Raw genomic sequence first — 25,911 nt, 5'->3', positions numbered from 1 at the left:
TCCTGTGACTTCGGTGAAACCTACGCGTCGTCGCCGTCGGCGTGGTCGTCGCTGGCGTCGCTGTCACCGTTGTCGCTCCCGGTTCCTTCGTTGGCTCCGGTCTCCGAGTCGCTTCCGTCGGTGACGTCCACCGTGTCCGTCGCCGCCGAGCCGCCGGGCGGGTTCTGCGCCGCGGCGATGCGCTGCTGGGCGTGGGCGATCCGCTCGACGGCGACGACGAGGCGGTAGAACAGCCACAGCACGAACGCGGCCACCGCCAGCCAGAGGACGGTGTAGGCGGCGAACCCGACGAACCCGACGGCGCCGCCGAAGCCGAGCAGGCCCAGCAAGATCAGGAAGATCACCGCCCCCGCGGCGACGGCGACGAGCAGTTCGCGGTTCTCCGAGAGGAAGCCGGTGGAGGAGTCGGCTCGGGACATACCCGGGCGTTCCTCCGGCGGCGACATAAAGGCACCCGGCACGCAACCGATTTGGGGTCGCCGACCCACGCTGGCGTATGCGCACGCGTGGCTGGCTCCCCGTCGCCGTGGCGCTCGTCATTCTCGCCGCCTCGCTCGTCCCGGGCGGCGGGGGCGGGGGAACGGTCGGCCCCGTCGGCGTCGACAAACTCCTCCACGTCGCGGGGTACGCGGTGCTCGCGGCCGGGACGCTGGTCGCGCTGCGTGAGCGAACGCTCCGGGCGACGCTGGCCGTCATCGTCCTCGTGACTCTCTTCGGCGGCGTCGTCGAACTCCTCCAGGGGCCGGTTCCGGGGCGGGCGGTTTCGCTGCTCGACCTGGTCGCCGACGCCGTCGGCGCCGGTCTGGGCGCCGGTGGTTGGTGGGTCTTCGGTCCGTCGGACCCCGCAGCCGCGACTGTCGAGTGAGTCACGGGCCGTTCCGGTGAGGTCGGCCGTCGCCCGGCCTGTCGAAGCCGTTTTCCCCGTGCCCGGCCCAATTCGGCCATGAGCAAGCCGACGCCCGAAGTGTACGAGCGCGGGCGGGGGATGGACGCGCACAACCAGGTGATGCGCGACATCCGTGCCGAGAACGACGACAGCTACGACCCCCACGAGCCCACCCGGGTGTGGATCGACGAGGACAACACCCCCGACGGGGTGTACCAGAGCCTGACGATCATCCTCAACACCGGTGGCTGTCGCTGGGCCCGCGCCGGCGGCTGCACGATGTGTGGCTACGTCGCCGAGTCCGTCGAGGGCGGCAGCGTGAGCCACGAGGCACTGATGGACCAGATCCAGGTCGCCCTCGACCACGAGGCCGAGGAGGCCGACGAGCAGTCCGGGCTGATCAAGATCTACACCTCCGGCTCGTTCCTCGACGAGCGCGAGGTGCCCGCGGAGACCCGCCGAGCGATCGCCGAGACGTTCGCCGACCGCGACCGCATCGTCGTCGAGTCGCTGCCCGACTTCGTCGACCGCGAGAAGGTCCGCGACTTCACCGAGCAGGGGCTCGAAACGGACGTGGCCGTCGGCCTCGAAACCGCGACCGACCGCGTGCGTCACGACTGCGTGAACAAGTACTTCGACTTCGCGGACTTCGAGGACGCCTGCGCCGAGGCTCGCGAGGCCGGCGGCGGCGTGAAGGCGTACCTGCTCATGAAGCCGCCGTTCCTCTCGGAGCAGGAAGCCTTGGAGGACATGCAGTCGAGCGTGCGGCGCTGTGGCGCCGTCGACGGCTGTCACACCGTCTCGATGAACCCCTGCAACGTCCAGCGCTACACGATGGTCGACGAGCTGTTCTACGAGGGCGGCTACCGGCCGCCGTGGCTCTGGTCGGTCGCGGAGGTGCTCCGGACGACGACGGACGTCGACGCCATCGTGGTGTCGGATCCGGTGGGCCACGGGTCGGATCGGGGTGCGCACAACTGCGGCGAGTGCGACGACCGCGTCCAGCGCGCGATCAAGGACTTCGACCTCCGGCAGGATCCCTCGGTGTTCGAGCAGGTCGAGTGCGAGTGTGAGTTCACGTGGGAACTGGTGCTGGAGGAGGAGCAGTCGTTCAATACGCCGCTGGCCCGCTGATCGGTCCCGAGGCTCCGGTAGTGCGAGCCGGGGCGATCCCCCGGAAGTGACCTCCTCCTCGCCGTAAACGGCGAGGCTTCCCACGGCACCGCACCGCTGGGTTGGGATATTTACTGGTTTACGGCCTGTCGGCATGACAGGCCGATGGCGGGGCCACACCGCCGTTACTCCTATCCCGGCAGGGGACTCGGAGTTATCTGAGCCGAGACACCACAGCGGTTCGAGAGTGTGTCTCGAACGTTCTGGGCCTCGGAGTCCCGATATTGTACATTTGAGTGGGCGGCGTGACCGCCTCGGTGTACGTCATGCTACGATACGTTCCCAGTTAAATATCCGTATTGATGGTGAATGTGGGTTGTGGAGGCGTTGTCAGATTCACACCCGCCGTGACCGGCGGGATTCTCTCCTCGAAGAAAGATAGCCGGTGCCGGACCGGCCCCTCACTCGTTCTCGAAGGGGCGCTGGACGACCAGCACGGGCGCGAGCGTCCGTTCGGCGACGCGTTCCGACGTCGGCTCCCACACGACGTTCAGGATGCTCGGGTCGTCCTCGCCGAGGATGACGAGGTCTTGCTCCTCCGAGATCGTCTCGACCGCGTCGTCGATCGAGACTGCCTCCCGGGAGTCGACCGTGATCCGGTCGTCGGCGATCCCCGCCTCTTCGAGGGCGGTCTCCATGCCGGCCAGTAACTGACCGTCGCCCGCGCCGCCCTGGAGCCGGCGGAGGGACAACTCGGCGTCGGTCGGCCCGATCAGCGTCGCCACGGTCGCGGTGATCGCCGGGACGAGGGTGCTGTTGCGGACGCCGACGAACACCGTGTCGACGTGCTGGACGGGGTTCGGACGCAGGACGACGCCGCGGTCGACCTCCTCCACGACCCGCTGGATGGTCTGGGCCACGTCGTGGGTGAAGGCCAACCGGGATTCGGCGGTCGCGGCGCCGGCCTCGAACGCCTCGGTGAGGGTCTCGAGTTCCCGGTTCGCGCGCTCCCCGAACTCCTCGCGTGCCTGCTCGGGCGTGGTCTGTTCCGGGATCCGGTGGTACCCGAGGACGACGACCGGCGCCGAGGAGAGGAACTCGACGAGCGGATCCGGGACGACCTCGCCCTCCAGGACGGCGACGGGGACGATCACGTGTGGCGTCTCAGGCATCGTTCACCTCCGGGGTCACCGTCACGCCGTCGGCGTACGCCCGGTACCAGAGGCCGCTGAAGACGATGATCACGATCCCGACGGCCTGGGAGAGCGACTGCATGAACGCGATCAAGCCGACGCTGGCGAGCACGCCCGCCATCGGGACGTACGGGGTCCCGGGACACTGAAAGCTCGGGTCGTACCACACCGGGGTCGCACGGCTGAGCCGGAGCTGCGCCACGCACATGAGCCCGTACATGACCAGATGGAGGAAGGAGGCGACCTCGGCGAGCGTATCGAGCCGGCCGACGACGACGAGACAGATCGCGAGCCCCCCGACGAACGAGAGCGCGAAGTGGGGGGTCCCGTAGCGCTGGCTGATCCGCCCGGCGTGTGGCGGGACGACGTCGTCACGGCTGAGCGCGTGCAGGACGCGGGACCCCCCGAGGAGCGTCGCGTTGGCGCTCGAGAGCGTCGCGAGGAACCCCGCGAGGAGGATCGCGACCGCGCCCCCGACGCCGAGGTAGACGCGGGCCACCTCGACGATCGCCGTCTCTCCCAGTTGCTGGAGCCGCGGCGGCGAGAACGTGCCCGCGGTGACGAAGACGGTGGCCACGTACAGTACGCCGACGACGAGGATCGACCCCACGAGCGCACGGGGGAGGGTGCGGCTCGGCTCGACGACCTCGCCGGCCACGGCCGCGATCTGTGCGAACCCGAGGAACGACGTGAACACGAGTGCGGCCGTCGTCAACACCGGTAGCGAGCCGTTCGGGAGCAGTTGCGCCGGCACGCGCGGCCGGCCGAGCAGTCCGAGCACGTCGAGCCCGCTCCGGAGCAGGAAGACGACGAGGATCGCGATCAGCAGCCCGACCAGCGCGTTCTGGAGCGACTCGACGTGTTCCGTGCCGAGGATGCTGACGACCGTCAGCGCCGTCCCGCCGACGATCGCGAGCACGTAGCCGATCCCGACGCCGCCGACCGCGCTCGGGATGGCCGCCCGGAGGCCCGCTTCGGCGACCACCGCGAGCGTGTACTCGCCGAACCCGACGAGGTAGAACGCGGCCGCGAAGACCAGCCCCACCGTCACGCTGAGCCCGACGACGCTCCCCAGAAACCCGCCCAGCCCGCGCGAGACGAAGTAGTACCCCCCGCCGCTCTCGGGCATCGCCGTCGCGAGTTCGGCCGTCGGGAGCGCGATCACGACCGCGACGACCGTTCCGATCGCGAACGAGACCGCCGCGCCCAAACCCGCGCGGCCGACCGCGAGTCCCGGAAAGACGAAGATCCCGGCACCGATCATCGTCCCCATGCCGATCGTGATCGCCCCGACCAGCCCGATCGTTCGTTCGAGCCCCGTCTCGTCGGCGGGGGCGTTCGGTTCGGCCATCCTCTCGGTCGGGAACGAGGTTGTAGCCGGTAATAACGCTGCTTCGCGTTCCCACTCCCTGGGACGCGGTCCGAACCCCTAGCTTCCGGCCGAGCGGTCGCCGAACCCCGCTACGCCGGGGCCCCGCCCCGACTACGCGAACTCCTCGGCGAGTACGTCGTCCACGTCGACGGGGTCCTGGGAGAGTTCCAGTTCGGCACAGAACTCGATGAGCTCCTCGTACATCGTCCGGTCCTGTGTCAGGTCCGGCGTGAAACAGTCGAGTGTGGCGTCGGTGATCAGCTCCATCAGCTCGGGATCCTCCTCCCGGACCTCCGGGTGGCGTTCGAAGAGCGCCTCGGCCGCCTCCCGACCCTCCTCGACCGTGTCGGCGACGCCCCGCCGGGTCGCACGCACGAACCGTTGGACCTGCCCGGGCTCCGCCTCGATCTTCTCGTCCGAGGCGGTCAGGACGAGTCGGTTGAAGTCCGGGACGCCGTAGTCAGGGAGCTCCCACAACCCGGCGTCGAACCCCCGGTGGCGGCTCTCGACGATCTCGAAGTTGTGGAACGCCAGGAAGGCGGCGTCGGCCGCACCGTCGAGCAGCGCGTCGGTGTGGTAGAACCCCCGATCCACCGGCTCGATGTCGTCGGCCGTCAGGTCGCCGCCGGCCTGCCGGGCCATGTACGCGACCATCTTCCGGCCGCCTTCACCGGGCGCGCCGGGGTAGTTCAGCCGGACCCCCGGCGGCATGTCGGCGGGTGATTCCCAGCCCCGATCGGTCGCGTACTGGATCCCGCCCTGGGTGTGCAGGAACGTGGCGACCCCCCGTACCGGCACCCCAGCCGCGCGGTCGGGGACGAGGTGGATCGGCTCCGTGATCGCAAAATCCAGCTCGCCGTCTGCCAGCGCCTCCAGCGTGTCGTAGTGCTCCTCGGGCTCCCAGAACTCGATCTCCAGCCCTTCTTCCGCGTAGTACCCCCGCTCGTCGGCGACGAAGAAGGGGATGTGGTCGGGGTTGAGGAACCACTCCAGTCCGAGTGTGATGGTCTCCATGCCCGTCCACTGGTGCTCCCCAGTGGTATAACTTAGTGATATCACTAAAGAATAAGCACTTCCGATGGCGTCGCTGGGGCGCGATCCACCAGGAGAAGCAGCGGGGAGCGACTAGGCGAAGCCTTCCAGCACGCCCTGCCCGTCCGTACTGCCGCCCAGTTCCGCGAGCGCCGCTCGCTCGGGGTGGGGCATCAGCACGGCCACGTTCTCGCGCTCACCCAGGATGCCCGCGACGTTCCCCTTCGAGCCGTTGGGGTTCGCGGCGTCGGTCACGTTCCCGTCGGCGTCGCAGTAGCGGAAGAGGACGCGGTCGTCGTCGACCAGCTGCTCGTACGCCGCGTCGTCGATCTCGAAGCGGCCCTCGCCGTGGGCGATCGGGAGTTCGATCACGTCGCCCTCGTCGTACGCGTCCGTCCACGGCGTCTCGGCGTTCTCGACGCGCAGGTAGACGTCCTCACACTGGAAGCGCGCGCTGCGGTTGGTCGTGAACGCGCCCGGGGTGAGCCGGCTCTCGCTGCCGATCTGGGCGCCGTTGCAGACGCCGAGCACCGGCGTCCCGTCCTCGGCGGCTGCGCGGACCTCGTCCATGACCGGCGAGTGGGCGGCCATCGCGCCGGCCCGGAGGTAGTCGCCGTAGGAGAAGCCGCCGGGGAGGACGATCCCCTCGCTGTCCGCGGGGAGGCCGTCCTCGTGCCAGACACGCTCGGCGTCGACGCCGACGCGGTCGAGCGCGCGCACGGCGTCGCGGTCGCAGTTCGAGCCGCCGAACTGCACCACCGAGACCGTCATACGCCCTGCTCCTCCACCACCACGTCGTAGTCGTGGAGCGTCGGGTTCGCCAGCAGCCGCTGGGCCATCTCGTCGGCGCGCTCGGCGGCGGCGTCGGCGCTCTCGGCGTCCAGGTCCACCTCGAACTGGTCGGCCGAGCGCAGATCCGAGAGCTCGAACCCCAGCCGCTCAAGCGTCTTCTGGGTCGTGTCGGCCTCGGGGTCGAGCACGCCGCGCTTCAGCCGCACCGTCACCGTCGCGGTGTAGGCGGTCATCGATTGAGTATGTTCGTCCGTGCGTAAAAGGGGTTGTGGTCGGCTACGGATATACACGTACGTGGTTACCGGTCGCTTCTGTTCGGGAACTGAGAAACCCCCGTCGGTTGCCGGCAGCCGTAGGGTTGGAAGCGGGGCGGTCCTTCCCCGCCTGATGGCGACCCGCGTCCGTGACGCGTCGAAGGAGACGGCGACGGTGGTCGGCCTCGTCAGCGGCTCGCAGTACGTCAACCACGCGTATCTCGTGCTCTTCCCGCCGATACTCGGGACGCTCTCGACGGAGTTCGACGTCTCGCTGGCGATGCTCGGCGTCGCCATCGGGGTCCAGGGGGCGGTCAACACCGTGTTCCAGCTTCCGTTCGGCTGGCTCGCCGACGCCAGGGACCGGACCATCGCCTTCGCGCTCTCCTCGGTCGCGGGCGCGCTCGGGGTGCTCGCCGTCGCGGTCGCGCCGAACTTCCCGATGCTCGTCCTCGGTCAGGCGCTCGTCGGCGTCGGCGTCGGCGGCCACCACCCCGCCCACTATCCGTTGCTCTCGGACGCGACCCCGGACGGCCTCCGCGGCCGCGCCTTCTCGGTGTACGGCGTCGGCGGCGCCCTCGGCTTCGCCACCCCGCCGGTCACGTTCAACCTGTTCACCGGCGCCGGGCTGACGTGGCGCCACGCCGTCGGCGCCATCGGTGCGCTCGGCCTCGTCTACGCGATCGTTGCCACGGTCCTGCTCCGGTTCATCGTCGCCGACGACGTGACGGGGCCGAACGTCGGCGCCGAGGCGGCCGACGCTGACGCCGACGAACCCCTGCGGGACCGCGCCGTCGCCGCCCTCCGCGCGCTGGCGAACTCGCCGGGGATCCTGGGGCTCACGCTGCTCGCACTCCTGACCTCGACGGCGTCGTGGGGCGTCAACACCTACGCCGTCGTGTTCCTCGACCGGGTGTACGACGTCGCGCCGGACACGGCGAACCTGGCGCTCACGGGGCTGTTCGTCGTCGGCGCCGTCGCCATCGTCCTCGGCGGCGACCTGACCGACAGGATCGCCCCCGGGCCCGTGATGGTGGCGAGTTTCGCCGCGGTCACGGGGTTCGTCGCGCTGCTGGCCTCCGGCTTCGTCCCGGCGATCGTGGCCGTGGGTGCCCTGCTCGGCGTCGGCGCCGCGCGGAGCCTCGCCGGGCCAGCCAGGGACGGCCTGACCGACCGCCTCTCGGCGGAGGACACGGTCGGGACGAACTTCGCCGTGGTCAGCGTCGGCGTGATGCTCGGCAGCGCGATCGCCCCGCCGGCCTTCGGTTACATCGTCGACGTGACTGGGCCGAGCGCGGCTTTCGGCGCGATCGGCGTCGTCGCCCTCGCGGGGACCCTCGTGACGGGCTGGCTGGCGACGGTCGTCGCCGAGTGAGCGTCCGGGCTCAGCCGTCGAGCGCGGCCGCCACCATCCGGTGGAAGTGGTGGACGGCGTGCTCGTTCGGGCCGAGCCGGCCCTGCGCGAACGCGCCGGAGGCGACACCCTGCTGCTGGCGCTCGACCAGTTCGAAATCCTCCGCCTGGAGTCGCTGGCTGGTCGCGAACATCTCCTCGTACGCCTCGGTTCGCTCCCCGTCCTCGGCGTAGTAGTCGGCGACGACGACGGTCGTCTCCCGGTCGACGGGGTGGACGCGGTAGGCCGAACAGCCGGCGCCGTCGCCGTAGATGTTGAGCATGAAGTTCGGCCAGAGGTAGTAAAAGCGCGACTCGCCGTCGCCGTCGACGAGCGGGCCGTGCTGGACGGAGTGACGGTCGTGAACCTCGATCTGGTACTCGTCCATGTCGACGTTCTGGACGAACGTCGGGTGGTTCGCGTGGCAGTGGTCGCACTCGAGGTAGTTGCTCACCATTACCTTCCAGTTGCAGTCGAGCTCCGGTTCGATCCGTTCGACCCGTTCGAGGTCAGCGAGACCGTGGCCGGCGACCTGGTCGGCGACGCCCTCGTACACCTCGTCGAACGGCGTCGGGTCGGCCGCGAGGTTACCGAAGACGAACGGCCCGACCGTCTCCACCGCGACGGACTTCAGCGCGTTCTCCTCGGGGTCGTACTCGCAGGGCTCGTCGACGTCCTGGTTCCGGACGCCGTGGGTGAACGCTTTGGGCGTGCTCGCGAGCGACCCGTCGGGCGTGTACGTCCAGTGGTGGTAGGGACATCGGATGCGGCGTGCGTTCCCGTCGCCCTCGAGCATCTTCGACCCGCGGTGGGCGCAGACGTTGTAAAACGCCCGCAGGTCGCCGTCCTCGTGGCGCATCACGAACAGCGGCCGCCCCGCGATCTCGTGGGTGGTGTAGTCACCCGGCTCGCGGAGGCCGGACGCGTCGCCGAGATACTGCCAGGAGTCGGCGAAGATCCGCGCCTGTTCGGTCTCGAAGGTCGCCTGGTCGGTGTACGCGGACGCGGGGAGCGTCCGGGCCTCCTCGATGCCGGTCCCGACCGGCTCGGTCGGGTCGTCGGTCCAGCGGGCCATAGTCGTGATACGGAGTAGCACGGTAAAAAGTCACGCTCGGTGACGGGTTCGTTCTCGCTCGGGGGACCGGTTCGACTGCTTTTCAGTCTGGACCGCGTAGGTTCTCCGTAATGGAACTACGCTTCCCCAGCTACTACGACAAGATCCTACTCGCGATCGCGGTCTCGCTGGGCGGCGGTTCGGTCATCGGCGTGGTGACCGACGTGGAGTTCCGGCTGGGGCTACTGGCCGGGGCGCTGCTCGCGACGGTGTTCGTCTACGACGCGATCTTCCGGAACCCGCCCCAGTCGACGCCCCGGGCTCGCCACGCGGCGATCGTCTGGCATCTCTTCCTCCTGATGCTAGTGCTCCCCTCCCTGCTGTAGTCAGTGCCGTCTCAGCCCACTCGGTGACATCCTCCGCGCCGTGAACGGCGCGGCTTCCCTGCATGGGAATACCGGCTAACTACCGGCAGAGGGTTCCGACCTGACTTCGCCGAGCGTCATCTGCCGTGGTTGGCTCTGCTCGGTGGGGGTCGCGGCGCTGTCACAGGCGCTCCCATCCCGTGGAATGTCATCGCCCGCCGGTTTCAGCGGCAGGCTCTCACCCCACGGGTCGTGACGGTCAGCAATGTTGACCGCCGCGTTGATGTCTGCGTGATACTCCGACACCCAACACTCGTCGTTCGTACACCGGAACTCGTCGCCGTTCCGGTACCCGACGTGGCCGCACTCGTGGCACGTCTGGCTCGTATACTCTGGGCGGATGTATTCGACCGGAAGCCCGGCCTCTCGTGCTTTGTCTTCGATACGTTGTTGGAGGCGAGCGAACGCCCATGCGTGGAGGCGTCGGTTCATCCACTCGCCGTAATCGAGGTCTTCGCGGATGTACGAGAGGTCTTCCAGCACGACCACAGGCTTCTCGAACCGGCAGGCGTACTCGACGGCCTGCCGAGACGCCTTCTCGATGATGTCCGTGAGTGCGTTCTGGTAGTGGTCGAACCGTTCGTCAATCCGCCACTGGGAGGCGTCACGCTCTTGAAGTCGTTTGAGCGTCGTGTACATCTCTTTGCGGAGGTGCCGAGCGCGGCCACCGGTGATGAGAAGTGGATCGGTCGGAGTGTCCTGCTCGCAGGCACAGCCCGCGAGCAGGTGTGCTTCGCCAATGTCGAAGCCGACTGGTGTTACATCGCCGTCTGTCGGTTCGTAGTCCGGTTCTTCGACCGGAAACTCGACGGTGACGTGAAGCGTCCACGACGTGCGGTGGCGTTGCAGGGGGAGTTGGCCTGCCGACGCCTCACCGTCCACGAGGTCGTGCCACAGTTCTTCTTGAGCGGGATTGATACGGAGTGGTATCCAGAAGTTCGTCCCGCGACCGGGCTGTGGCACCCACCACGTAAACTCGTAGTCGCGGTCCGGCGAGTAGTCGAACTCGGCGGCTTGGTTGGTGAGCCGAACCGGGTGGTCGTCGTCTAACTCTTCGGCGTCGTAGGTGCCGTGCAGTTGCGGGACGTAGTTGCACAGGGCCGCCTTCGCCTGGTACGGCAGGTCGTAGGGCGTCACCACGTCGCTGGTGGCGGTCATCGTGTTACACCCATCCTCGAACGCCTCGTGGAGTCCTGCCCGGTAAGTGTCGAGCAGGTCGCACAGTTTGCGCTCTTTGTGGGTAGTCGGTGGGGCGAGCGTGGCCTCCAGCGTTTTCGTGGTTGTCGCGGTCATGCTACTGGTTTTCCACGTAGTCCATCAGCACGTCGATGCTCACTTGACCGGTCGTGGCGAGGAAATATCCCGGTTGCCAGAACGCATCTTCGAGCGTCTGTTTCACCTCAGGGTACTCCTGCCGAATCCGGCGGGATGTGACGCCCTTGAGCGAGTTGATGAACTTGGTGAGGTCGGTGGTGGGTCTGGTCGTGAACAGGATGTGAACGTGGTCGGTGCCGCCGTCCACGTTCTTGATGTCGGCCTCGAAGTCTTCTGCAATCTCGTGAGCGACTTCAGCCACGCGCTCCAGCCGCTCATCAGTGAGGATGTCGGCGCGGTACTTCGTGACGGTCACGAAGTGGTATTGGAGCGCGTAGACCGTGTGCGACCCGGATTGCAGGTGATACTCCATTTGGCCCCACCAAATATAAGATACCCAATCTCAATAATCCTTGTGCCGTTGGGTATTCGGCCGGCAGAACTACGTGGACTGTCGCACCGAGCTTCCGCGATTCACGCCCGCCGTGAACGGCGGGATTCTCTCGCTGAATCAAGACAGACGCCGCTCTCCCCGTCGCGCTGGGCAACCAGGAACACGGCGTCGTCGGCCAGCGCGACGCCGTGCTGGGAGAACGTGTCGAGGTCCAGCGGGATCCGCCGTCGGATCTCGCCGGTCGCCCGGTCGAGACAGTCGAGCGTGTCCTGGTTCGCGACGTACACCGTCTCCGGATCCACGGCGGGCCGGTCCTCGCTCCCGACGCCGAGATCCGTGTCCCACAGCGCCTCGCCACTACCGGCGTCGTAGGCCCGGCAGGCGTAGGGGTCCTCGTCGACGGCGTAGACGACGTCGTCGGCGATCGCGGGCGGGGCCTGTGCGGCGCGATCGAACTGGACGGTCCAGCGTTCGCCCCCGTCGGCACGCGCGCGGACCTGCAGCAGCCCGTCGCTGCCCATCAGCGCGACCACGTCCTCGCCGACGACCGGGCTGACGTAGGAGCCTTGATCGAGGTCGGCCTGCCAGCGAACCGAGCCGTCGGCGGCGTCGATCGCGAACAGCGTGCCGTCGCTGGCGGCGACGACGGTGTCTTCGGTCGCCGCGAGTTCGCCGGCGTGGGCCGGGACCGCGTCAGCAGTCCACAGCCGTTCGCCGGTCGCCCCGTCGAGGGCCAGCAGCGATTTCCCGCCGAGGTAGAGGCGGTCGCCGACGGCCGTCGGCGTGCTCGGGACGGTTCCGGCGGCGGACGTCCACCGGATCTCGCCGGTCCGGCGATCGACGGCCATCGTCCCCCCCAGCCCGGGTCAGGAACGCCGTCCCGCCGTGGAGCGTCGGCGCGGCGGCGCCGCTGCTCTCTGACCAGTCGTGGCGCCAGCGAGCCTCGCCGTCGCGGCCCGTCGCGACGAACGCTCGGACGTACTCCGGCTCGGCCTGTTTCCAGACCGGCGCGTAGACGGCCTGGCTATCGACCATCGGCGCCCGCTCGTAGAAGTCGCCGCCGCCGGGGCCGACACGCTCGATGGCGGGGTCCTCCGACACCGTCGTCTCGGTGTCGCGGGAGCCGGTCCGGAGCGCGTCGTGACCCGGCGTGGGCCACGGCTCCGGCGGGTCGCCGAGTTCGGCGTCGCTGTCGTACGTCCGGGGATTGATCGCGTCGCGGATGTCGTCGACGCCGGCACAGCCGGCGAGCGCGGCGGCCGCGGCGACGCCGGTGGCGAGCGCAGCACGGCGACTGACCGGGGTGCCGCTGGCGTCGGTGGAGGGCGACATGCCGACAGGTCGTCGTCGATCCGTGAAAAAGACCGCCGTCCTACAGGTCCCGCACGGCGTCGACGGCGTCCTCGATGGCGGGCGCGTCGAACCAGTCGGTCCCGGTGTAGGCGTTCGTCCCGGCGGCGTACATCTCGCCGGCAGTCCGGCGTACGTCCGCGGGCAGGGGGTCGGGCGACTCGTCGCAGGAGGACTTCCAGTCGGCGACGCCCTCGGCCTGGGCGACGGCTTTGGCGTCCTTCACCGCCGCCACCCAGTCGGGATCGTAGGCCTTGTAGAACTGCCGCAGCACCTCCTTCGAGAGCTCCTGACCGTCGTAGGCGAAGCGGTTCTCGTCGAACGTGCCCGCCACGTCGGCGACCCGGATCTCGCCGTCGACCCAGAGGCACTCGATCTTGCCGTCCTCGTGGACGAACCCCGTTTCGGCAGCGCGGTCGGTGATCGCGTCGTTCACCGCCAGCGCGGTCTCCCGGAGGGCGTCGAGGTCGGCGCGGCCGGCGATCTCGGCGGCCTCGTCGGCGTCGAGGTAGCGGTCCTGCTCCTCGAACTTGGTGGAGAACTCGACGATCGGTTCGGGCAGCGAGACGGCCTCGTCGGGCCAGCGGTGGCGGTCGAGCCCCACGTCCTCCGGCTCCTTCCGGCTCCGGAGGCTGGAGCCGACGGGTACCTCGTTCCGGAAGACGATCTCGAGGGGGACGAGGTAGTGGCTCCCGGTGGCCGCGTGGAAGGCGTCGTAGTCGTAGCCGTCGTCGCCGTGGGGGAGCTCGGCGACGACCGTGAGGTCGATCGCCATCTCCCGGGGCGGCCCCTCGACGGCGTCGAGGTCGGCTACCGGCGGGTCGTCGACGGCGGCCTCGGCCGGGTCGACGACGCCGCGGTAGTGGGTCGGGACCCCCGCCGCGCCGAGGCGCTCGAAGTTGTCCGCCCCCATCGTACAGAGGCTCCGGCCCTTCTCGGGGATCGTGTCGGGCATCGGCCCCCAGTCGAACACGGAGTAGTCGTCGGTGAAGACGAAGCGCCCGCGGCCCAGCGCGTCGTCGGTCGGCTCCCGGTCGACGCGGAACTCCTTGACGCTGGTCACGCCTGGAGACGGGGCGCGACCCACCTTCAATCTTCACATCAGTGGCCACTACCCCTCGGTTTCACGTGGAGATATGCACAGTCGTGTGTTTCCACCGGCGACGACGCTGCGAATCGACGACCGCTCGCACCACCGGACGGTTTTTGGCGCTCGACTGCCGCCTCCCTGTATGACCACGGCGGCCGACCTCGACGAGGGGGCGCTCCAGTTCGAGCACGTCCCCGAGACCGACCAGTCCTTCGAGAACGCGCTCGCGAAGGCCGCCGACGGGAACCGGCTCGCCGTCGACGACGCCGTCGAACTGCTGACGACCGGCACCGACTCGCCGGGCATCGACGCCGCCCGGAAGGAGCGCGTCCTGGAACTCGCGGACCGCCGGCGCGCCGAGGAAGTCGGCGACGTTGTGACGTTCGTCGCCAACGTCAACAACAACGTCACCACGGCGTGCAACACCGGCTGTCTGTTCTGTAACTTCAAAAACCCCGACAGCGCGTTCGAGAAAGACGCCGACGTGGAGCACACGGGGTTCACCAAGACGCCCGCGGAGAGCCGCGAAGCCGTCCGCGACGCCGTCGAGCGCGGGGTGTACGAGGTCACCTCCGTCTCCGGGCTCCACCCGGCGTTCGTGCTCGACGACGAGCACCGCGAGATCCTGGAGACGTACGACGACGCGGCCCGGACGGTAAACTACAAACCGCCCGAGCGCTACGCGACCGATCCCGGAACGTACGTCGAGCAGCTGGAGGCGATGTCCGTCGGCGGCGTCCACGTCCACTCGATGACGCCAGAGGAGGCGTACCACGCGCGCCGCGGGACCGACCGCTCCTACGAGTCGATTTACGGGCGACTGCGCCAGGCCGGGCTCGATTCGGCGCCCGGCACGGCCGCGGAGATCCTCGTCGACGAGGTGCGGGACGTGATCTGCCCGGGGAAGATGGACACCGGCGAGTGGGTCGACGCGATGGAGGGCGCCGCCGCCGCGGGCCTGCCGCTGACCTCGACGATGATGTACGGCCACGTCGAGAACGAGATGCACCGCGCGAAACACCTGCAGGTGATCCGCGACCTCCAGGACCGCACGGGCGCGATCACGGAGTTCGTCCCGCTCTCGTTCATCCACCAGAACACGCCGCTGTACGAGGCCGGCGTCGTCGACTCCGGCGCCAGCCGGGACGAGGACGAACTGCTCGTCGCCGTCGCGCGGCTCTTCCTCGACAACGTCGAGCACATCCAGTCCTCGTGGGTGAAGTCCGGCGACGAACACGGGCTGAAGCTGCTCAACTGCGGCGCCGACGACTTCATGGGGACGATCCTCTCCGAGGAGATCACCAAGCGCGCCGGCGGCCAGTACGGCGAGTTCCGCAGCGTCGAGGACTACGTCGAGATGGTGAGCGCGATCGGTCGCCCGCTGGCCGAGCGCTCGACGGGTTACGAACGGACGCGGCGAGTGCCGATGGACGGCGGCCCGTACGGCCCGGAACTCGGGCCGAAAGCCGACGGGACGCCGCTACTGGAGTAAACTACCCCACCCTACTCCCTCGGCGCATACGCGCCTCGGTCCTTGAGGGGGGGCTTTGATGTGGACTCCCGGCAATCAGTCGCCAGCAATCGGCTGGTGACTCTTGCCGTTCAACGTCCCACCATTCACACGCACGTTTACTGGTGCGTCTCCGCTCCCCGACTTGGGCGAGGAACGGAGTCTGTGTGTTCGCTTTCGAGCGTACCGTAGCCCGATGTTCTTCGCGGCGTTGTAGTCCGCGTTCACTTCGTAGCCGCACTTCTGGCACTCGAAGTGTTCTCCGTGGCGGTTCGCTTCGTGTGTGAACCCACAGTTCGTCCGAGAACAGCGTTGGGACGTGTGGTTCGGCTCGACTTGCTCCACGGAGACGCCCTGCTCGGGCGCTTTGAAGGAGACGTACTCGTAGAGGCGTCGGAACGCCCAGATGTGGTGCCACTTCGCCTGCGGAAGTCGATCGCGTATGTCGGTTAAGTCCTCAAACACGATTACGTCGCAGTCGTGTTCGACGGCCTCCATGACAAGTTCGTTGGCGACGGTGTGGATGTACTGTTTCCGCCATCTTTAATCAGCGAGGGAACCCCGGCCTTGAGGCCGGGTGGGGAATCGCGTCACTTGACTACGCTTTCCACCGCTCAATCGGCACTGTCGGAATCCAAATCCCTCTGCGCGTGGAGTAGCATTCCTTTCCACGTCAGACCGTGGCGCTTCTTCGTCTCTTTCAGGATCTCGTACTGTGATTCGTCCTCGAACTCTATCTTGACGTACTTCATGCATGATGTTACACCAACGTTACGTTTATGTGTGTCGGTCGCCTGTTGGGTAGTGTGTCCGAGACGGTGACGAAGACGCTACAGGCCACGCTCGCAACGCCCACCACGGGCAAAGAGCAACGCCTACAGCGCCTCTTGGACACCTACCGCGACGCACTCCACGACGCATTCGACGCGGGGGCGAACACGATGTCTGCCGTCAACGACATCGTGACGCCCTACCACCTGCCGTATCAGGCCAAGGACGCGCTCAAGTCCTACGTCCCGAAGCTTCGGGATACGTACAACGCCGAGGAGTTGGACGACGAGCATCCAGCTCGGCTCGTCAATCGAGCGGCCACATTCGACCACTCGCCGGAGCGCGACCACGGCTTCGTCTGGCAGGTTCCGCAACCCGGTCGCGGGACGAACTTCTGGATTCCGCTTCAGATCAATCCCGAACAGGAATCACTCTGGTTCGACCTGCTTGACGGCGACGCGACGGCGGGCGAACTACGCCTTCAGCGACACCGCACGTCGTGGGAGTTGCACGTCACCGTCGAATACTCGGTCGAAGAACCGACCGAGCCGGACGACCCGACGTACATCGGCTTCGACGTCGGCGAGAGCGCGTTGATCACGGGCTGTGCCCTCAAACGCGACGTGCCACGGAAGCCGATGCTCGTCAGCGGCAGTCGAGCGCGACACCTTCGCAAAGAGATGCATACCACGCTCAAGCGACTGCAAGAGCGTGACGCCGCCCAGTGGCGGATTGACGAACGATTCGAGCACTACCAGAACGCCCTGACAGATATTGTCGAGAAGGCGTCTCGGGAGGCCGTCGAATATGCCCGACAGTTCGAGGACGCGGTTATCGTCCTCGAAGACTTGTCGTACATCCGCGAGTATCTCGACTACGGGAAGTGGATGAATCGCCGCCTCCACAACTGGGCATTCGCCCGCTTGCAGGGTCGCATCGAAGACAAAGCGACCGAGGCAGGGATTCGCGTCGAGTACGTCAACGCGGCGTACACCTCGCAGACGTGCCACGCTTGCGGCCGTCTCGGTCGGCGGGATGAGCAAGCGGAGTTCGTGTGTCCGCACGACGACTGCCACGTCTCGGAGTTCCAAGCAGACATCAACGCGGCGGCGAATATCGCCCGCCGCGCTAACCCGTGGGGAGAGAGCGTCCGTTGGGAACCCGGACGCGATGACTCGCCTCGGGACGGGAGCGCCTGTGACAGCGCCACAGTCCCCCGCGAGACGAGCGAGAAATCCTCGCAGATGAGGCTCGCGGCCGACTCGGACTGAAACCTGCCAAGCTGGATTCCCCTCGTAGGGGAAGCCTCGCCGTTCACGGCGAGGAGGATGTCACCGTTTCGGCAGTGAACGTGGGACAAGAGACTCGCTGTTCCTTCTTCCAGCGTTCGATAACGCCTTTGACGGCTTCGACTGCGCGACGTATCGCGGCTTGGACGAGTTGTGCCTGTAGGTCCGTCTCCTTGCGGAGTTCGGAGTAAAGCGCGTCACGAACCTCCCGCTTGTTGGTCTGACACTCGGTGTAGGAGGTGTCCGACCAACAGTAGTCGGCGGTTCGGTTCGCGCAGTACAGGTATTGCTCGGCGGTTCGGTGAAGTACGTCGCGTTGCTCGTCGGAAACGGCGAGTTTCACGACGGCAGTTCGACGCACACCCATACTTCAGAGAGATTCCGACGGTACTTTTATGTTCGAGAGTCAGCGGGTCGGAGTGCGCCGTTTGTGTCGTACCATGTCGGTTTCCTCTCCGGCCTACTCGCTCTCTTCGGTCGCTCCTTGAGGCCGGAGGCTCCACCTTGTGTTATGCTGGACTGAGCTAGGACTCGGCGCGCTCGGTCACGTCGACCTCGCCGACCAGCTGACGGTGGACGTAGGGCATGTCGATCCCCTCGTCGTCGAAGCGCTCTTTCACCTGTTGGACCGCGTCGCTGCGGACCGCGACGTAGTCGCCGCGGTCGGGGTTGTCGATCCAGAACCGCGCCTGGATGCCCACCGCGGAGTCGCCGAGTTCGGTGACGCGGGTGGTCGGCTCGGGCTCGTCGAGCACGCCGTCGACGGCGCCGATCTCCTCGACGATCGCCTCGCGGGCCAGGTCGATGTCGTCGTCGTAGCCGATGCCGAAGACGAACTTCTGTCGCAGGCGCTCGTAGGCCACGGGGTTGGTGATCGCGTTGTTCGCGAGGTCGCTGTTGGGGACGGTGATGCGCTCGTTGTCGAACGTCCGGACCGTCGAGACCCGGAGGTCGATCTGCTCGACGCGGCCGGAGTTGCCGCTCCACTCGATCCAGTCGCCCACCTCGAACGGTTTGTCCTTTATGATGAACACGCCGGCGACGAAGTTGCCGACGAGGTCCTGGGCGGCGAAGCCGACCGCCAGCGCGAGCGCGCCAGAGAGCGTCGCGGCCGCGGTGAGGAAGCTCGGGAACCCCGCGGCCATGAACGCGACGGCGACGGCCGCGAACAGCACCAGCGCGTTGGCGATGCTTTTGGTCAGGCTGCGGAGCGCCTCGGTGAACCCGCGCGCCTGCAGCAGGCGAACCAACAGCGGGACCAGGACGAGCCGCCCGAGCGCCCACGTCGCGAGGAAGCCGAGGACGAACGCGATCGCCTGCCCGGCCAGCGCCGACAGCGAGACGCCGAACAGTTCGCCGCCGAGCCCGAACTGGAGCGTCGTGAGTGGATCCATGCGGGTGACTCAACATCGCCCCCCGCAAAGAGCTACTGGCTCCGGAGCGGCGGCGTTCGGGCCCGTTCCTTCCCGCGCCCCGGAACCGGCTACTCCGGCACCGAGAGCGGGCCGTCGCGGCGAGCCACCGACCGGAACCGCGCGCCGTGGGCGTCGTCGGCGTCGACGCGCTCGCAAACGGCGGGCGGGAGCCAGCCGTCGCCCCTGTCCGCATCCGGAGCGTCGGCGACCCGACCGTCGAACCCCTCGCGGCGCAGGCCGCTCGACAGGTAGCGGTCGTACGTCGGCAGGCGCTCGTACAGCGGCACGCCCGCCTCGTCGGCGATGTCGCCCAGTTCCCGCAGCGCGGGCCACTCGTAGTCGGGGTTGATGTAGTCGTCCGTGACCGGCGAGACGCCGCCGAGGTCGTCGACGCCGCAGTCGAGCAGCTCGCGGGCGGGCGAGAGGTTCGGCGGCACCTGCACCGAGACCTCCTCGGGGAGCGCGGCGCGGGCCATCGCCACCGCGCGGCGCATCGTCGCCACGTCGGGCTGCTCGAAGTTCGAGCGCTCGTTGGGCACGACGTTCTGGACGATCACCTCCTGGACGTGGTCGTAGCGCTCGTGGAGCGCGCGGATCGCCAGCAGGCTCTCGGCGCGGTCGCGCCAGTCCTCGCCGATGCCGACGAGGATCCCCGTGGTGAACGGCACCCCCAGTTCGCCGGCGTTCCGGATCGTGTTGAGCCGCTGGCCGGGGTTCTTCCGGCGTCCGCCCGAGTGGGCGCGCACGTCCGCGGTCGTCTCCAGCATCACGCCCATCGAGGCGTTCACGTCGGCGACCTCGGCCATCTGCTCGCGGGTCTGGTCGCCGGGGTTGGAGTGGGGGAGCAGACCTTCCTCGAGGGCGATCTCGCAGGCCTCGCGCAGGTACTCGTGGATCGAGTCGTGGCCCCACTCGGCCAACTGGTCGTGGATCTCGGTGTAGCGGTCGTCGGGGTCGTCGCCGAAGGTGAACAGCGCCTCCGTACAGCCGGCGTCGGCGCCGATGCGACACTCCTCGCGGATCTCCGCGGGCGACATCAGCGTCGCCTCGCCCGGAACGTCGTAGTAGGTGCAGTAGGTGCAGGTGTAGCGACAGGCCGTGGTGAGCGGGATGAACACGTTCCGGGAGAAGGTGAGCGCGTCGGCGGCGTCCACATCGTTGGGCGTCACGTCGAGCAGGCGGTCGATCGCCTCCTCGGGGATCGAGAGGTCGATGTCGTACTCGTCGGCGCCCGGGATCACGCCCGGAGGTGGCAGGGGGACGAGTATGAAGGTTTCACTCGGGATTTGATTCGGCCAACTCGGCTGCGACTTCCTCGACGCACTCTTCGCTCAACTGCTGGTCGAGGATTCGGATGTTCTCGGCTTCTTCCCGACCGAGCTGGTCCCGTACCTCCTCGAAACTGATCTTTCCGTCGTAGTATAGTCCGGCAATCGCCTGTTTGCGATCGTCGCTAGCGGTTCGGTCCATAGATCGTTCGCTTCGAGAGGCGTCTGTCCCGATACACCGACTGCTGCTGCAAAACGCTTTCCTCCCGAAGTCACTCCCGAACGACTTCGACCCGCCCACCACCCACATCCAGTTCGAACCCCGCGTCCACGAGCCAGTCCAGCGCGGCGCCGTCGCCGTGGAGCAGCACCTCCGCGAGGTCCTCGGGCTCGTCGATGTCGACCGCGAGCAGGCGGGAGTCGACCTCCCGGACCGAGAGCTCGGCCTCGTCGGCGATCTCGAGGTGGTCGCGGTAGGAGGCGCCGTGGTAGTCGACGTGGAACGTCGAGTTGCGGGCGAGGAAGGCGTTCGTGCCGCCGCCGAGGCCGGCCGCGATCGCGAGGTCGGCCGCCGAGTCGAGGAGGTCGGACAGCGCGTCGGGAGTCGCGATCGCGAGGTCGGCCATCACCACCGCGGTCGGCACCGAATCGAGGCAGTCGTTCACGGCGGTAGTCAGCGGGCGGTCGTCGACGACGACCGGCGCGTCCACGTCGACTGAATCGGTCGCGAGCACCGTCACGTCGAGATCGCGGTCGACGGCGTCGAGCGCGTCAAGCACGTCGGCGAGCATCGCCTCGGCGAACTCGCGTCGCTCGTCGGGCGTGAGCACCTCTGCCAGCCGCGTCTTCGGTCGGTCGGTAGAAAACGGAACGACGACGCGCACGAGGGGAGGGCGTGGTCAGAACAGCGACTCGAGCTCGTCGTCGTCGTCGTTGACGAGCTCCTCGAGGTTCTCGTCGCTCTCGTCGCGGATGTCCTCGATGTTGTCCTGGGCCTCGATCGCGACCTGCTGGAGCTCCTTGATCCGCGGGACGTTGTTCACGCCCGACAGCAGGATCACGCCGGCGACGAAGTTCGCCCCGCGGACGGGGTAGTCGCCGCCGCGGACCTCCATCGACCCGGTCTGCTCCTCGAGCCACTTCCGCCCGCGCTCGATGCCTTTCCGGTTGAGGTACTTCGGCGGGCCGGCCATCACGAGCAGCGCGCGTTCGGTGCCCTCGATCTCACAGGGGAGCGTGAGCCGCCCCAGCGCGGCCTTCCGCACGAGGCTGGTGATGCGGTTGGTCGTGTGGGCGGTGTCGAGTTCGTCCTCCTCCTCGCCGCCGGTGAGCCGCGAGAGCAGGCCGCCGTTGCCGCCGCCGGTGTTCTCGACCTCCTCGCGGGCGTAGCCGACGGTGGAGACGCCGCCGCCCGCGAGCGTGTTGATGATCTCCGAGGAGTCGACCACGCTTTCGGCGACCTCGCCGCCCTGTTCGACCTCGCCGGCGCCGAACAGGATGCCGAATCGCTTGACGATCTCGTCGTTGATCTGGTCGTAGCCGCCCTGGACGGACTCGCCGGTCTTCCGCCACGCGTCGTTGTCGAACACGAGGAGGTTGTCCACCTCGCGGACGAACGTCTGGAAGGAGCGCGCCGCGTTGAGGGTGTAGATCCCCCCCTCGTCCGAGCCCGGCAGGATCCCCATGCCGTAGACGGGTTCGGTGTAGATGCGCTTGAGGTGCTTCGAGATGACGGGCGCGCCGCCCGAGCCGGTGCCACCGCCCAGCCCGGCGATCACGAGGAAGGCGTCGACCTCGTGGACCGGGATGGAGTCGATGGCGCCCTGCACTTCGTCCATGTCCTCCTCGGCGATCTCCGCGCCGAGTTCGTTGTCGGCGCCGACGCCGTGGCCCTTCACCCGGGACTGCCCGATGAGCACCCGTTGGCTCTCCGGGATGTTCTCGAGGCCCATCAGGTCCGCTTTCGCGGTGTTGACGGCCACGGCCGCGCGGACGATGTTCGAGCCCTGCTCGGCGTCGTAGCCGACGAACTTGTCGACGATCTTGCCCCCAGCCTGGCCGAACCCGATCATTGCCAGTTTCATACGTGCGCTCCCCTCATCGTTGGTCGAGAGTCACGGGGATGCCGAACAAAAGGCTTGTGGGCCGACCCCGGGGCTTGCCGGGATACGGCGGGGAACCCGCCCCGGGTTCCTCCGTTTATTTCCAGAAACTGACGCGTTTGGTCTATCTCCGCGCCCAGTCGAGCATGCCCGAGTAGAACGGCTCCGAAGCGAGCGCCCCCGGATCGCCGACGAGGACGAGCGACTTCTTCGCCCGCGTGAGCGCGACGTTCATCCGCCGCGGGTCGTCGTAGATCGGGCCGTCGAGGTCGCCCGTGGCGACGAAGGAGACGACGATCACCTCCTCGCTCGACCCCTGGAACCGGTCGACCGTGTCGACGGTGGCGTCGACGCGCCGGGAGATCTCCGCGACCTGCGCGCGGAACGGCGCGATCACGCCGATGTCGTCCGGATCGACGCCCGCGGCGACGAACCGGTCGACGATCTCGGCGACGCGGTCGGCCTCCGCGGGGTTGGTGTTGCCCACACGTTCGCCGTCGGGATCGACGAAGGCGACGGGATCACGCAGTTCGGGAGGGAGCGCGTCGGCGTCGACGCCGTCGAGGTCCGACAGTCGCTGGGCCGCCACGGCCCCGTTCGCCGGCCGGAGCGCGCCGTCGTAGAACTCCCGCGAGGGGAACGCCTGGATCCGCTGGGCCATCCGATACTGGCGGTCCAACAGCACTGACGCCCCAGGGGCGAGATCGTGCAGGCGCTCGAACAGCGAGGTCGAGAGGTCGAGGCGGGCGGGCTGGTCGTCGACGGCGGCGTCGGCGCCTCCGCCGGTCGCGGTGCCGCCGTCGGCTTCCGCCAGCCCGTACTCGCTGCTCCAGGCCTCGCCGCCCTCGGCCTGCACGACCGGGGGGAGCTGTTCGTGGTCGCCGACGAGCACGAACCGGTCGGCGAGGTTGATCGCCGCCAGCGTCGCCGGCTCGGTCAGCTGTGAGGCCTCGTCGACCAGCGCCACGTCGAACGCCTCCTCGCGCATCACCCGCGAGCCACAGGAGGCGGTCGTCGCCGCCACGAGCGAGGCATCCCGGAGCTCCGCAATCCGGTCGCCGGGGTCGCCGGCCTGCTCCAAGTGGAGGTCCTGCATGTCCTCGCGGATCCCGGACTCGGTGCCGACCCGGACGATCTCGCTCTCGTCGACGCCCTGCTCCAGCACCGCTTCGAGCGCGTTGTCGACCGCGCGGTTGGTGAACGCCGAGAGCAGCACGCGCTCGCCCTGCTCGATCATGGCCTGCACCGTCCGGGCGATGGTGTAGGTCTTCCCGGTCCCGGGCGGGCCGTGGACCAGCGCGAAGTCCTCCGCGCGGGTCGCGAGGTTGACCGCCTCGTTCTGGGCGTCGTTGTTGTCGATGTACTCCCGCTCGGGCCCCGTGAACTCGGGCTCCCGGCGGCCGAACAGCACGTCCTTCCGGTCCGGGTCGCCCGTCAGCACGCCGTCGTGGAGCGCGGTCAGCATCCGGTCGACCGAGAGTTCGGAGGGGTACACGTCGAGCCGACGCACGTCGACGGGTTCGTCGGCCTCGACGACGATCTCGGCGCCGGATTTCCCGGTTCCGAGCGACTGGATCCGGCAGAGTTCCGCGTGCCCGGAGACGGGGTCGCCGTCGCTCGCGAGCGCCACGTCGCCCTCGCGGAGCTTCGAGACGGCGTCGTCCGGTTTCCGGGCTCGGAGGCGCCAGCGCCCGCCCGGGATCTCCTCGCGGTCGATCGGTTCGAGGTCGATGAGGGCTCGGTCGTCGTCGGCGCGTTCCTGCGCGCCCTGTTCCCAGAGTTTGCGGTACTCGGCGTGGACCTCGCGGCGCTCGGCCTCGATGGACTGGTAGAACCCCTCGAAGTACGCGCGCTCCTCGGGCGGGAGAGCCTGGCCGATCTGGCCGGCTTTCGACTCCTGATCGAGGCGCCCGGAGACGACCATGCAGGTGTCCTGCTCGAAGCAGTACTGGCAGTTGGCGTCGGCCTCGAACCCCGTGGGGACCGAGGCGTCGAACTCCATCGCCGCCAGTTCGTTCCGGGTTCGGACGACGAACTTCAGCAGGCCGGGGCCGACCGAGAACTCCTTGGCGGGCGAGAGGTCGCCGGTCTCCTCGGCGCGTTCGAGCGCGGTGTTCTTGGTGTAGAGCAGCGTCCCGGTGTCGGCGTCGACGCCCTGCTCCTCCAGCATCAGCGCGTAGCAGGCCGCCTGCATCTTGTCCTGGAAGCGCGGCTCGCGTTTGGTGTTCTTCCCGGTCTTGAGTTCGACGGGCATCCCCCGGCGCAGCGCGTCGGCGCGGCCCTTGAGGCCGAAGGTGGGGGAGATGAGCGTGTACTCGGAGCGCCAGGTGTCCTCCTCGGTGAGCGTGCCCTGCTGGAGCCACCCCTCGACGGCGGCGGCGTTCCTGCGCACCTCGTTCTCGACCTCATCGCGGTCGTAGCCGAGCGCGCCGAGTTCGAGGCCGGCCTCGCCGACGCGGTGCTCGATGGCGTCGTCGAGGTCGCGGCCGCGCAGGAGGTCGCCGAACACCTCGTGGACGACGGTCCCCTTCACGACGGGGTACTTCAGCGGCACCCCGGAGAGCTTGTTCAGGTAGTACATCCGGGGGCACTGCACCCACGAGCGGACGGCGGTCACGTCGACGAGGAACTCGGGTTCGAGGACGACCCACGAGTCGGGGGTGGTCTCGTAGGTCGTCTCGCCGCGGAACTCGTCCTCGTCGGCGTCGGTGACGAGCAGCTCCATCCCCTCCTCGGCGTACTCGGCGGTCTCCGACCACTTGTTCCACAGCGTCACCGTGGTGGGGTCGGCGGCGCCGCGCTCGGGCCGGATCGTGAGCTCGACGAGGTCGGCGCCGCCCGCGGTCCGCGGTTCGGCCACGTCGACGATAGGGCCCCGAATTCGCATTGTGGGAGGCAGTGGTCGGTCGGGGTAAACGGTGTCGGTGCAAGCGCTCAGCGGGTAGCGGCGAGCCACTCGACGGCGAAGTCGACGAGTGCCGGCTGATCGACTAGTTTGGCCGTCGCCGCACCCACCTCGCCCTCGGTCACCGCATCGGGACGTTCACGCTCGAACGCCGCACCGATCTCCGGGAAGTCGCTGCTGTCGTGCTCGATGTCCTCCCACTCGACCCACTCGCGTTCACCGTCGCGGAGGACTGGCGCACCCGCGGTGGTCTCCTCGGCGTCGACCTCGGCGCGGTACTCCGCGAGATGGAGCGAGGTGTTCGTCCCGTGGCCCGTGCCGAGCAGGAGCACCGAGCCGTCGCGCTCGTACACTCGGGCGAGCGGGGAGTGCTCGCCCATCCCGTTCTCGAGGCGGTGGTCGTCGGCGACCGCCTCGGCGTCGGCGCCCCACGCGGCGAAGGAGTAGAGCGGGTGCCGGCTTCGTCGAGTACCCGGGTAGTCCCGGAAACACTCCGCCACTGCACCCATCGAGCGCGTCGGCGTCACCGCCGGCCGGTACGGCGGCATCGACTCGCGGATCTGTGGGATCCAGTCGTCCGGCACCGGGGGGCTCGTCCAGACCGACGGGTCGCTGTACTGCGTCGAGTGGGTCGGCACGACGACGGTCCCGGACTCGGTGACCACGCGCTGGAGCGCGTCGACGACGGCCTGGGGGCCGCCCGCCACCCAGCCGAGTTCCGAGAGCGCGCTGTGGACGAGGAGGGTGTCGCCCGCGTCGACGCCCAGTTCGCGGAGATCGGCGGCGATGCGGTCGACCGTGACGGGGTCGTCGACGGCGTCGACCGCGGCGTGTTCGTCCATCTTTGGGGTCGGGTGTCCCGGGCGGTGTGACCTCCTCCTCGCCGTAAACGGAGAGGCTTCCCACGGCACCGCACCGCTGGGTTGGGATATTTACTGGTTTACGGCCTGTCGGCATGACAGGCCGATGGCGGGGCCACACCGCCGTTA

25 protein-coding genes and 2 pseudogenes are annotated in these 25,911 nt (G+C 68.3%); 6 read left to right on the top strand and 21 right to left on the bottom strand.

The annotated features are described in order from the left end of the window. Window positions 1-20 precede the first annotated feature (20 nt). Window positions 21-419 (bottom strand): hypothetical protein, encoded by a 399-nt coding sequence (locus BMZ83_RS10560; RefSeq protein WP_074878441.1) that lies wholly within the window; start codon window positions 417-419, stop codon window positions 21-23. A 77-nt stretch (window positions 420-496) separates the two neighbouring features. Between BMZ83_RS10560 and BMZ83_RS10555 the strand changes: the two genes are divergently transcribed. Together BMZ83_RS10555 and BMZ83_RS10550 are read left to right on the top strand one after the other, a co-directional pair. Beyond that, window positions 497-865 carry a VanZ family protein gene (locus BMZ83_RS10555; protein ID WP_074878438.1) on the top strand — a complete coding sequence of 123 codons (369 nt, stop codon included), beginning with the start codon at window positions 497-499 and terminating at the stop codon, window positions 863-865. A gap of 78 nt (window positions 866-943) precedes the next feature. Then, window positions 944-2,020: an archaeosine biosynthesis radical SAM protein RaSEA gene (locus tag BMZ83_RS10550; RefSeq protein WP_074878434.1), complete on the top strand. Its 1,077-nt coding sequence runs from the start codon at window positions 944-946 to the stop codon at window positions 2,018-2,020. A 440-nt stretch (window positions 2,021-2,460) separates the two neighbouring features. Here BMZ83_RS10550 and BMZ83_RS10545 read toward each other — a convergent pair whose 3' ends face one another. From BMZ83_RS10545 to purS, 5 genes are all read right to left on the bottom strand, one after another. Further along, on the bottom strand, window positions 2,461-3,171 hold the full coding sequence (locus BMZ83_RS10545) for a hypothetical protein (RefSeq protein ID WP_074878431.1): 711 nt from the start codon (window positions 3,169-3,171) through the stop codon (window positions 2,461-2,463). Beyond that, entirely contained in the window at window positions 3,164-4,543 is a 1,380-nt protein-coding gene (locus BMZ83_RS10540; protein WP_074878429.1) for an APC family permease, read from the bottom strand. The genes BMZ83_RS10545 and BMZ83_RS10540 overlap by 8 nt, the downstream gene beginning before the upstream one ends. A 132-nt stretch (window positions 4,544-4,675) precedes the next feature. Further along, entirely contained in the window at window positions 4,676-5,578 is a 903-nt protein-coding gene (locus BMZ83_RS10535; RefSeq protein ID WP_074878427.1) for an ABC transporter substrate-binding protein, read from the bottom strand. A 111-nt stretch (window positions 5,579-5,689) separates the two neighbouring features. After that, the gene (purQ, locus tag BMZ83_RS10530) at window positions 5,690-6,367 is read right to left on the bottom strand and encodes a phosphoribosylformylglycinamidine synthase I (RefSeq protein ID WP_074878425.1); all 678 of its coding nucleotides are present in this window, start codon (window positions 6,365-6,367) and stop codon (window positions 5,690-5,692) included. Continuing rightward, window positions 6,364-6,621, bottom strand: coding sequence for a phosphoribosylformylglycinamidine synthase subunit PurS (gene purS / locus BMZ83_RS10525; RefSeq protein WP_074878423.1), 258 nt, complete (start codon window positions 6,619-6,621; stop codon window positions 6,364-6,366). The genes purQ and purS overlap by 4 nt, the downstream gene beginning before the upstream one ends. 154 nt (window positions 6,622-6,775) lie before the next feature. Here purS and BMZ83_RS10520 point away from each other — a divergent pair, with 154 nt between their 5' ends. Further along, complete coding sequence (locus BMZ83_RS10520; protein ID WP_074878421.1) at window positions 6,776-8,017, top strand: MFS transporter; 1,242 nt, start codon at window positions 6,776-6,778, stop codon at window positions 8,015-8,017. A gap of 10 nt (window positions 8,018-8,027) precedes the next feature. Here the strand turns inward: BMZ83_RS10520 and BMZ83_RS10515 are convergent, their stop codons facing one another. Next, window positions 8,028-9,110: an aromatic ring-hydroxylating oxygenase subunit alpha gene (locus BMZ83_RS10515; protein WP_074878419.1), complete on the bottom strand. Its 1,083-nt coding sequence runs from the start codon at window positions 9,108-9,110 to the stop codon at window positions 8,028-8,030. 110 nt (window positions 9,111-9,220) lie between these two features. Between BMZ83_RS10515 and BMZ83_RS10510 the strand changes: the two genes are divergently transcribed. Beyond that, entirely contained in the window at window positions 9,221-9,475 is a 255-nt protein-coding gene (locus BMZ83_RS10510; RefSeq protein ID WP_074878418.1) for a hypothetical protein, read from the top strand. 75 nt (window positions 9,476-9,550) lie between these two features. Here the strand turns inward: BMZ83_RS10510 and BMZ83_RS10505 are convergent, their stop codons facing one another. From BMZ83_RS10505 to BMZ83_RS10490, 4 genes are all read right to left on the bottom strand, one after another. After that, window positions 9,551-10,807, bottom strand: a complete 1,257-nt coding sequence (locus BMZ83_RS10505; RefSeq protein ID WP_074878415.1) for an RNA-guided endonuclease TnpB family protein — start codon at window positions 10,805-10,807, stop codon at window positions 9,551-9,553. A gap of 1 nt (window position 10,808) precedes the next feature. Beyond that, window positions 10,809-11,201: an IS200/IS605-like element ISNph5 family transposase gene (tnpA, locus tag BMZ83_RS10500; protein ID WP_074878413.1), complete on the bottom strand. Its 393-nt coding sequence runs from the start codon at window positions 11,199-11,201 to the stop codon at window positions 10,809-10,811. Window positions 11,202-11,302: 101 nt separating this feature from the next. Continuing rightward, window positions 11,303-12,070: an outer membrane protein assembly factor BamB family protein gene (locus tag BMZ83_RS10495; protein ID WP_074878411.1), complete on the bottom strand. Its 768-nt coding sequence runs from the start codon at window positions 12,068-12,070 to the stop codon at window positions 11,303-11,305. A gap of 524 nt (window positions 12,071-12,594) precedes the next feature. After that, on the bottom strand, window positions 12,595-13,635 hold the full coding sequence (locus tag BMZ83_RS10490; RefSeq protein WP_074878409.1) for a phosphoribosylaminoimidazolesuccinocarboxamide synthase: 1,041 nt from the start codon (window positions 13,633-13,635) through the stop codon (window positions 12,595-12,597). 169 nt (window positions 13,636-13,804) lie between these two features. Here BMZ83_RS10490 and cofH point away from each other — a divergent pair, with 169 nt between their 5' ends. Then, complete coding sequence (cofH, locus tag BMZ83_RS10485) at window positions 13,805-15,154, top strand: 7,8-didemethyl-8-hydroxy-5-deazariboflavin synthase subunit CofH (protein WP_074878407.1); 1,350 nt, start codon at window positions 13,805-13,807, stop codon at window positions 15,152-15,154. A gap of 75 nt (window positions 15,155-15,229) precedes the next feature. On the opposite strand, the pseudogene BMZ83_RS10480 reads toward cofH, so the two are convergent. Next, window positions 15,230-15,712 (bottom strand): annotated as a pseudogene (locus BMZ83_RS10480) (RNA-guided endonuclease InsQ/TnpB family protein); the annotation flags it as partial. Between the two features lie 74 nt (window positions 15,713-15,786). Next, window positions 15,787-15,924, bottom strand: coding sequence for a hypothetical protein (locus tag BMZ83_RS16885; RefSeq protein WP_166623261.1), 138 nt, complete (start codon window positions 15,922-15,924; stop codon window positions 15,787-15,789). 54 nt (window positions 15,925-15,978) lie between these two features. Here BMZ83_RS16885 and BMZ83_RS10475 point away from each other — a divergent pair, with 54 nt between their 5' ends. Continuing rightward, window positions 15,979-17,214, top strand: a complete 1,236-nt coding sequence (locus tag BMZ83_RS10475) for an RNA-guided endonuclease TnpB family protein (RefSeq protein ID WP_074878405.1) — start codon at window positions 15,979-15,981, stop codon at window positions 17,212-17,214. A gap of 61 nt (window positions 17,215-17,275) precedes the next feature. Here BMZ83_RS10475 and BMZ83_RS10470 read toward each other — a convergent pair. From BMZ83_RS10470 to BMZ83_RS10435, 8 genes and pseudogenes are all read right to left on the bottom strand, one after another. Beyond that, a pseudogene (locus BMZ83_RS10470) lies at window positions 17,276-17,599 on the bottom strand (RNA-guided endonuclease TnpB family protein); the annotation flags it as partial. 157 nt (window positions 17,600-17,756) lie between these two features. Next, window positions 17,757-18,626 (bottom strand): mechanosensitive ion channel family protein, encoded by an 870-nt coding sequence (locus BMZ83_RS10465; protein ID WP_074878403.1) that lies wholly within the window; start codon window positions 18,624-18,626, stop codon window positions 17,757-17,759. Between the two features lie 89 nt (window positions 18,627-18,715). Further along, complete coding sequence (gene cofG / locus BMZ83_RS10460; protein ID WP_074878401.1) at window positions 18,716-19,888, bottom strand: 7,8-didemethyl-8-hydroxy-5-deazariboflavin synthase subunit CofG; 1,173 nt, start codon at window positions 19,886-19,888, stop codon at window positions 18,716-18,718. 34 nt (window positions 19,889-19,922) lie between these two features. Then, window positions 19,923-20,117 (bottom strand): hypothetical protein, encoded by a 195-nt coding sequence (locus tag BMZ83_RS10455; protein WP_074878399.1) that lies wholly within the window; start codon window positions 20,115-20,117, stop codon window positions 19,923-19,925. 70 nt (window positions 20,118-20,187) lie between these two features. After that, window positions 20,188-20,799, bottom strand: coding sequence for a 2-phospho-L-lactate guanylyltransferase (cofC, locus tag BMZ83_RS10450; RefSeq protein ID WP_074878397.1), 612 nt, complete (start codon window positions 20,797-20,799; stop codon window positions 20,188-20,190). A gap of 15 nt (window positions 20,800-20,814) precedes the next feature. Beyond that, the gene (locus BMZ83_RS10445) at window positions 20,815-21,999 is read right to left on the bottom strand and encodes a tubulin/FtsZ family protein (RefSeq protein ID WP_174955793.1); all 1,185 of its coding nucleotides are present in this window, start codon (window positions 21,997-21,999) and stop codon (window positions 20,815-20,817) included. 142 nt (window positions 22,000-22,141) lie between these two features. Continuing rightward, on the bottom strand, window positions 22,142-24,904 hold the full coding sequence (locus BMZ83_RS10440; RefSeq protein ID WP_074878396.1) for an AAA domain-containing protein: 2,763 nt from the start codon (window positions 24,902-24,904) through the stop codon (window positions 22,142-22,144). A gap of 47 nt (window positions 24,905-24,951) precedes the next feature. Beyond that, complete coding sequence (locus BMZ83_RS10435; protein ID WP_074878395.1) at window positions 24,952-25,764, bottom strand: aminoglycoside N(3)-acetyltransferase; 813 nt, start codon at window positions 25,762-25,764, stop codon at window positions 24,952-24,954. Between the last annotated feature and the right edge of the window lie 147 nt (window positions 25,765-25,911).

This window comes from Halolamina pelagica, from assembly GCF_900115675.1.
GTDB classification, from domain to species: Archaea; Halobacteriota; Halobacteria; order Halobacteriales; family Haloferacaceae; genus Halolamina; species Halolamina pelagica.
The sequence above is the reverse complement of the archived record's forward strand: the minus strand, read 5'-3'. Positions and strand labels throughout refer to the sequence as shown.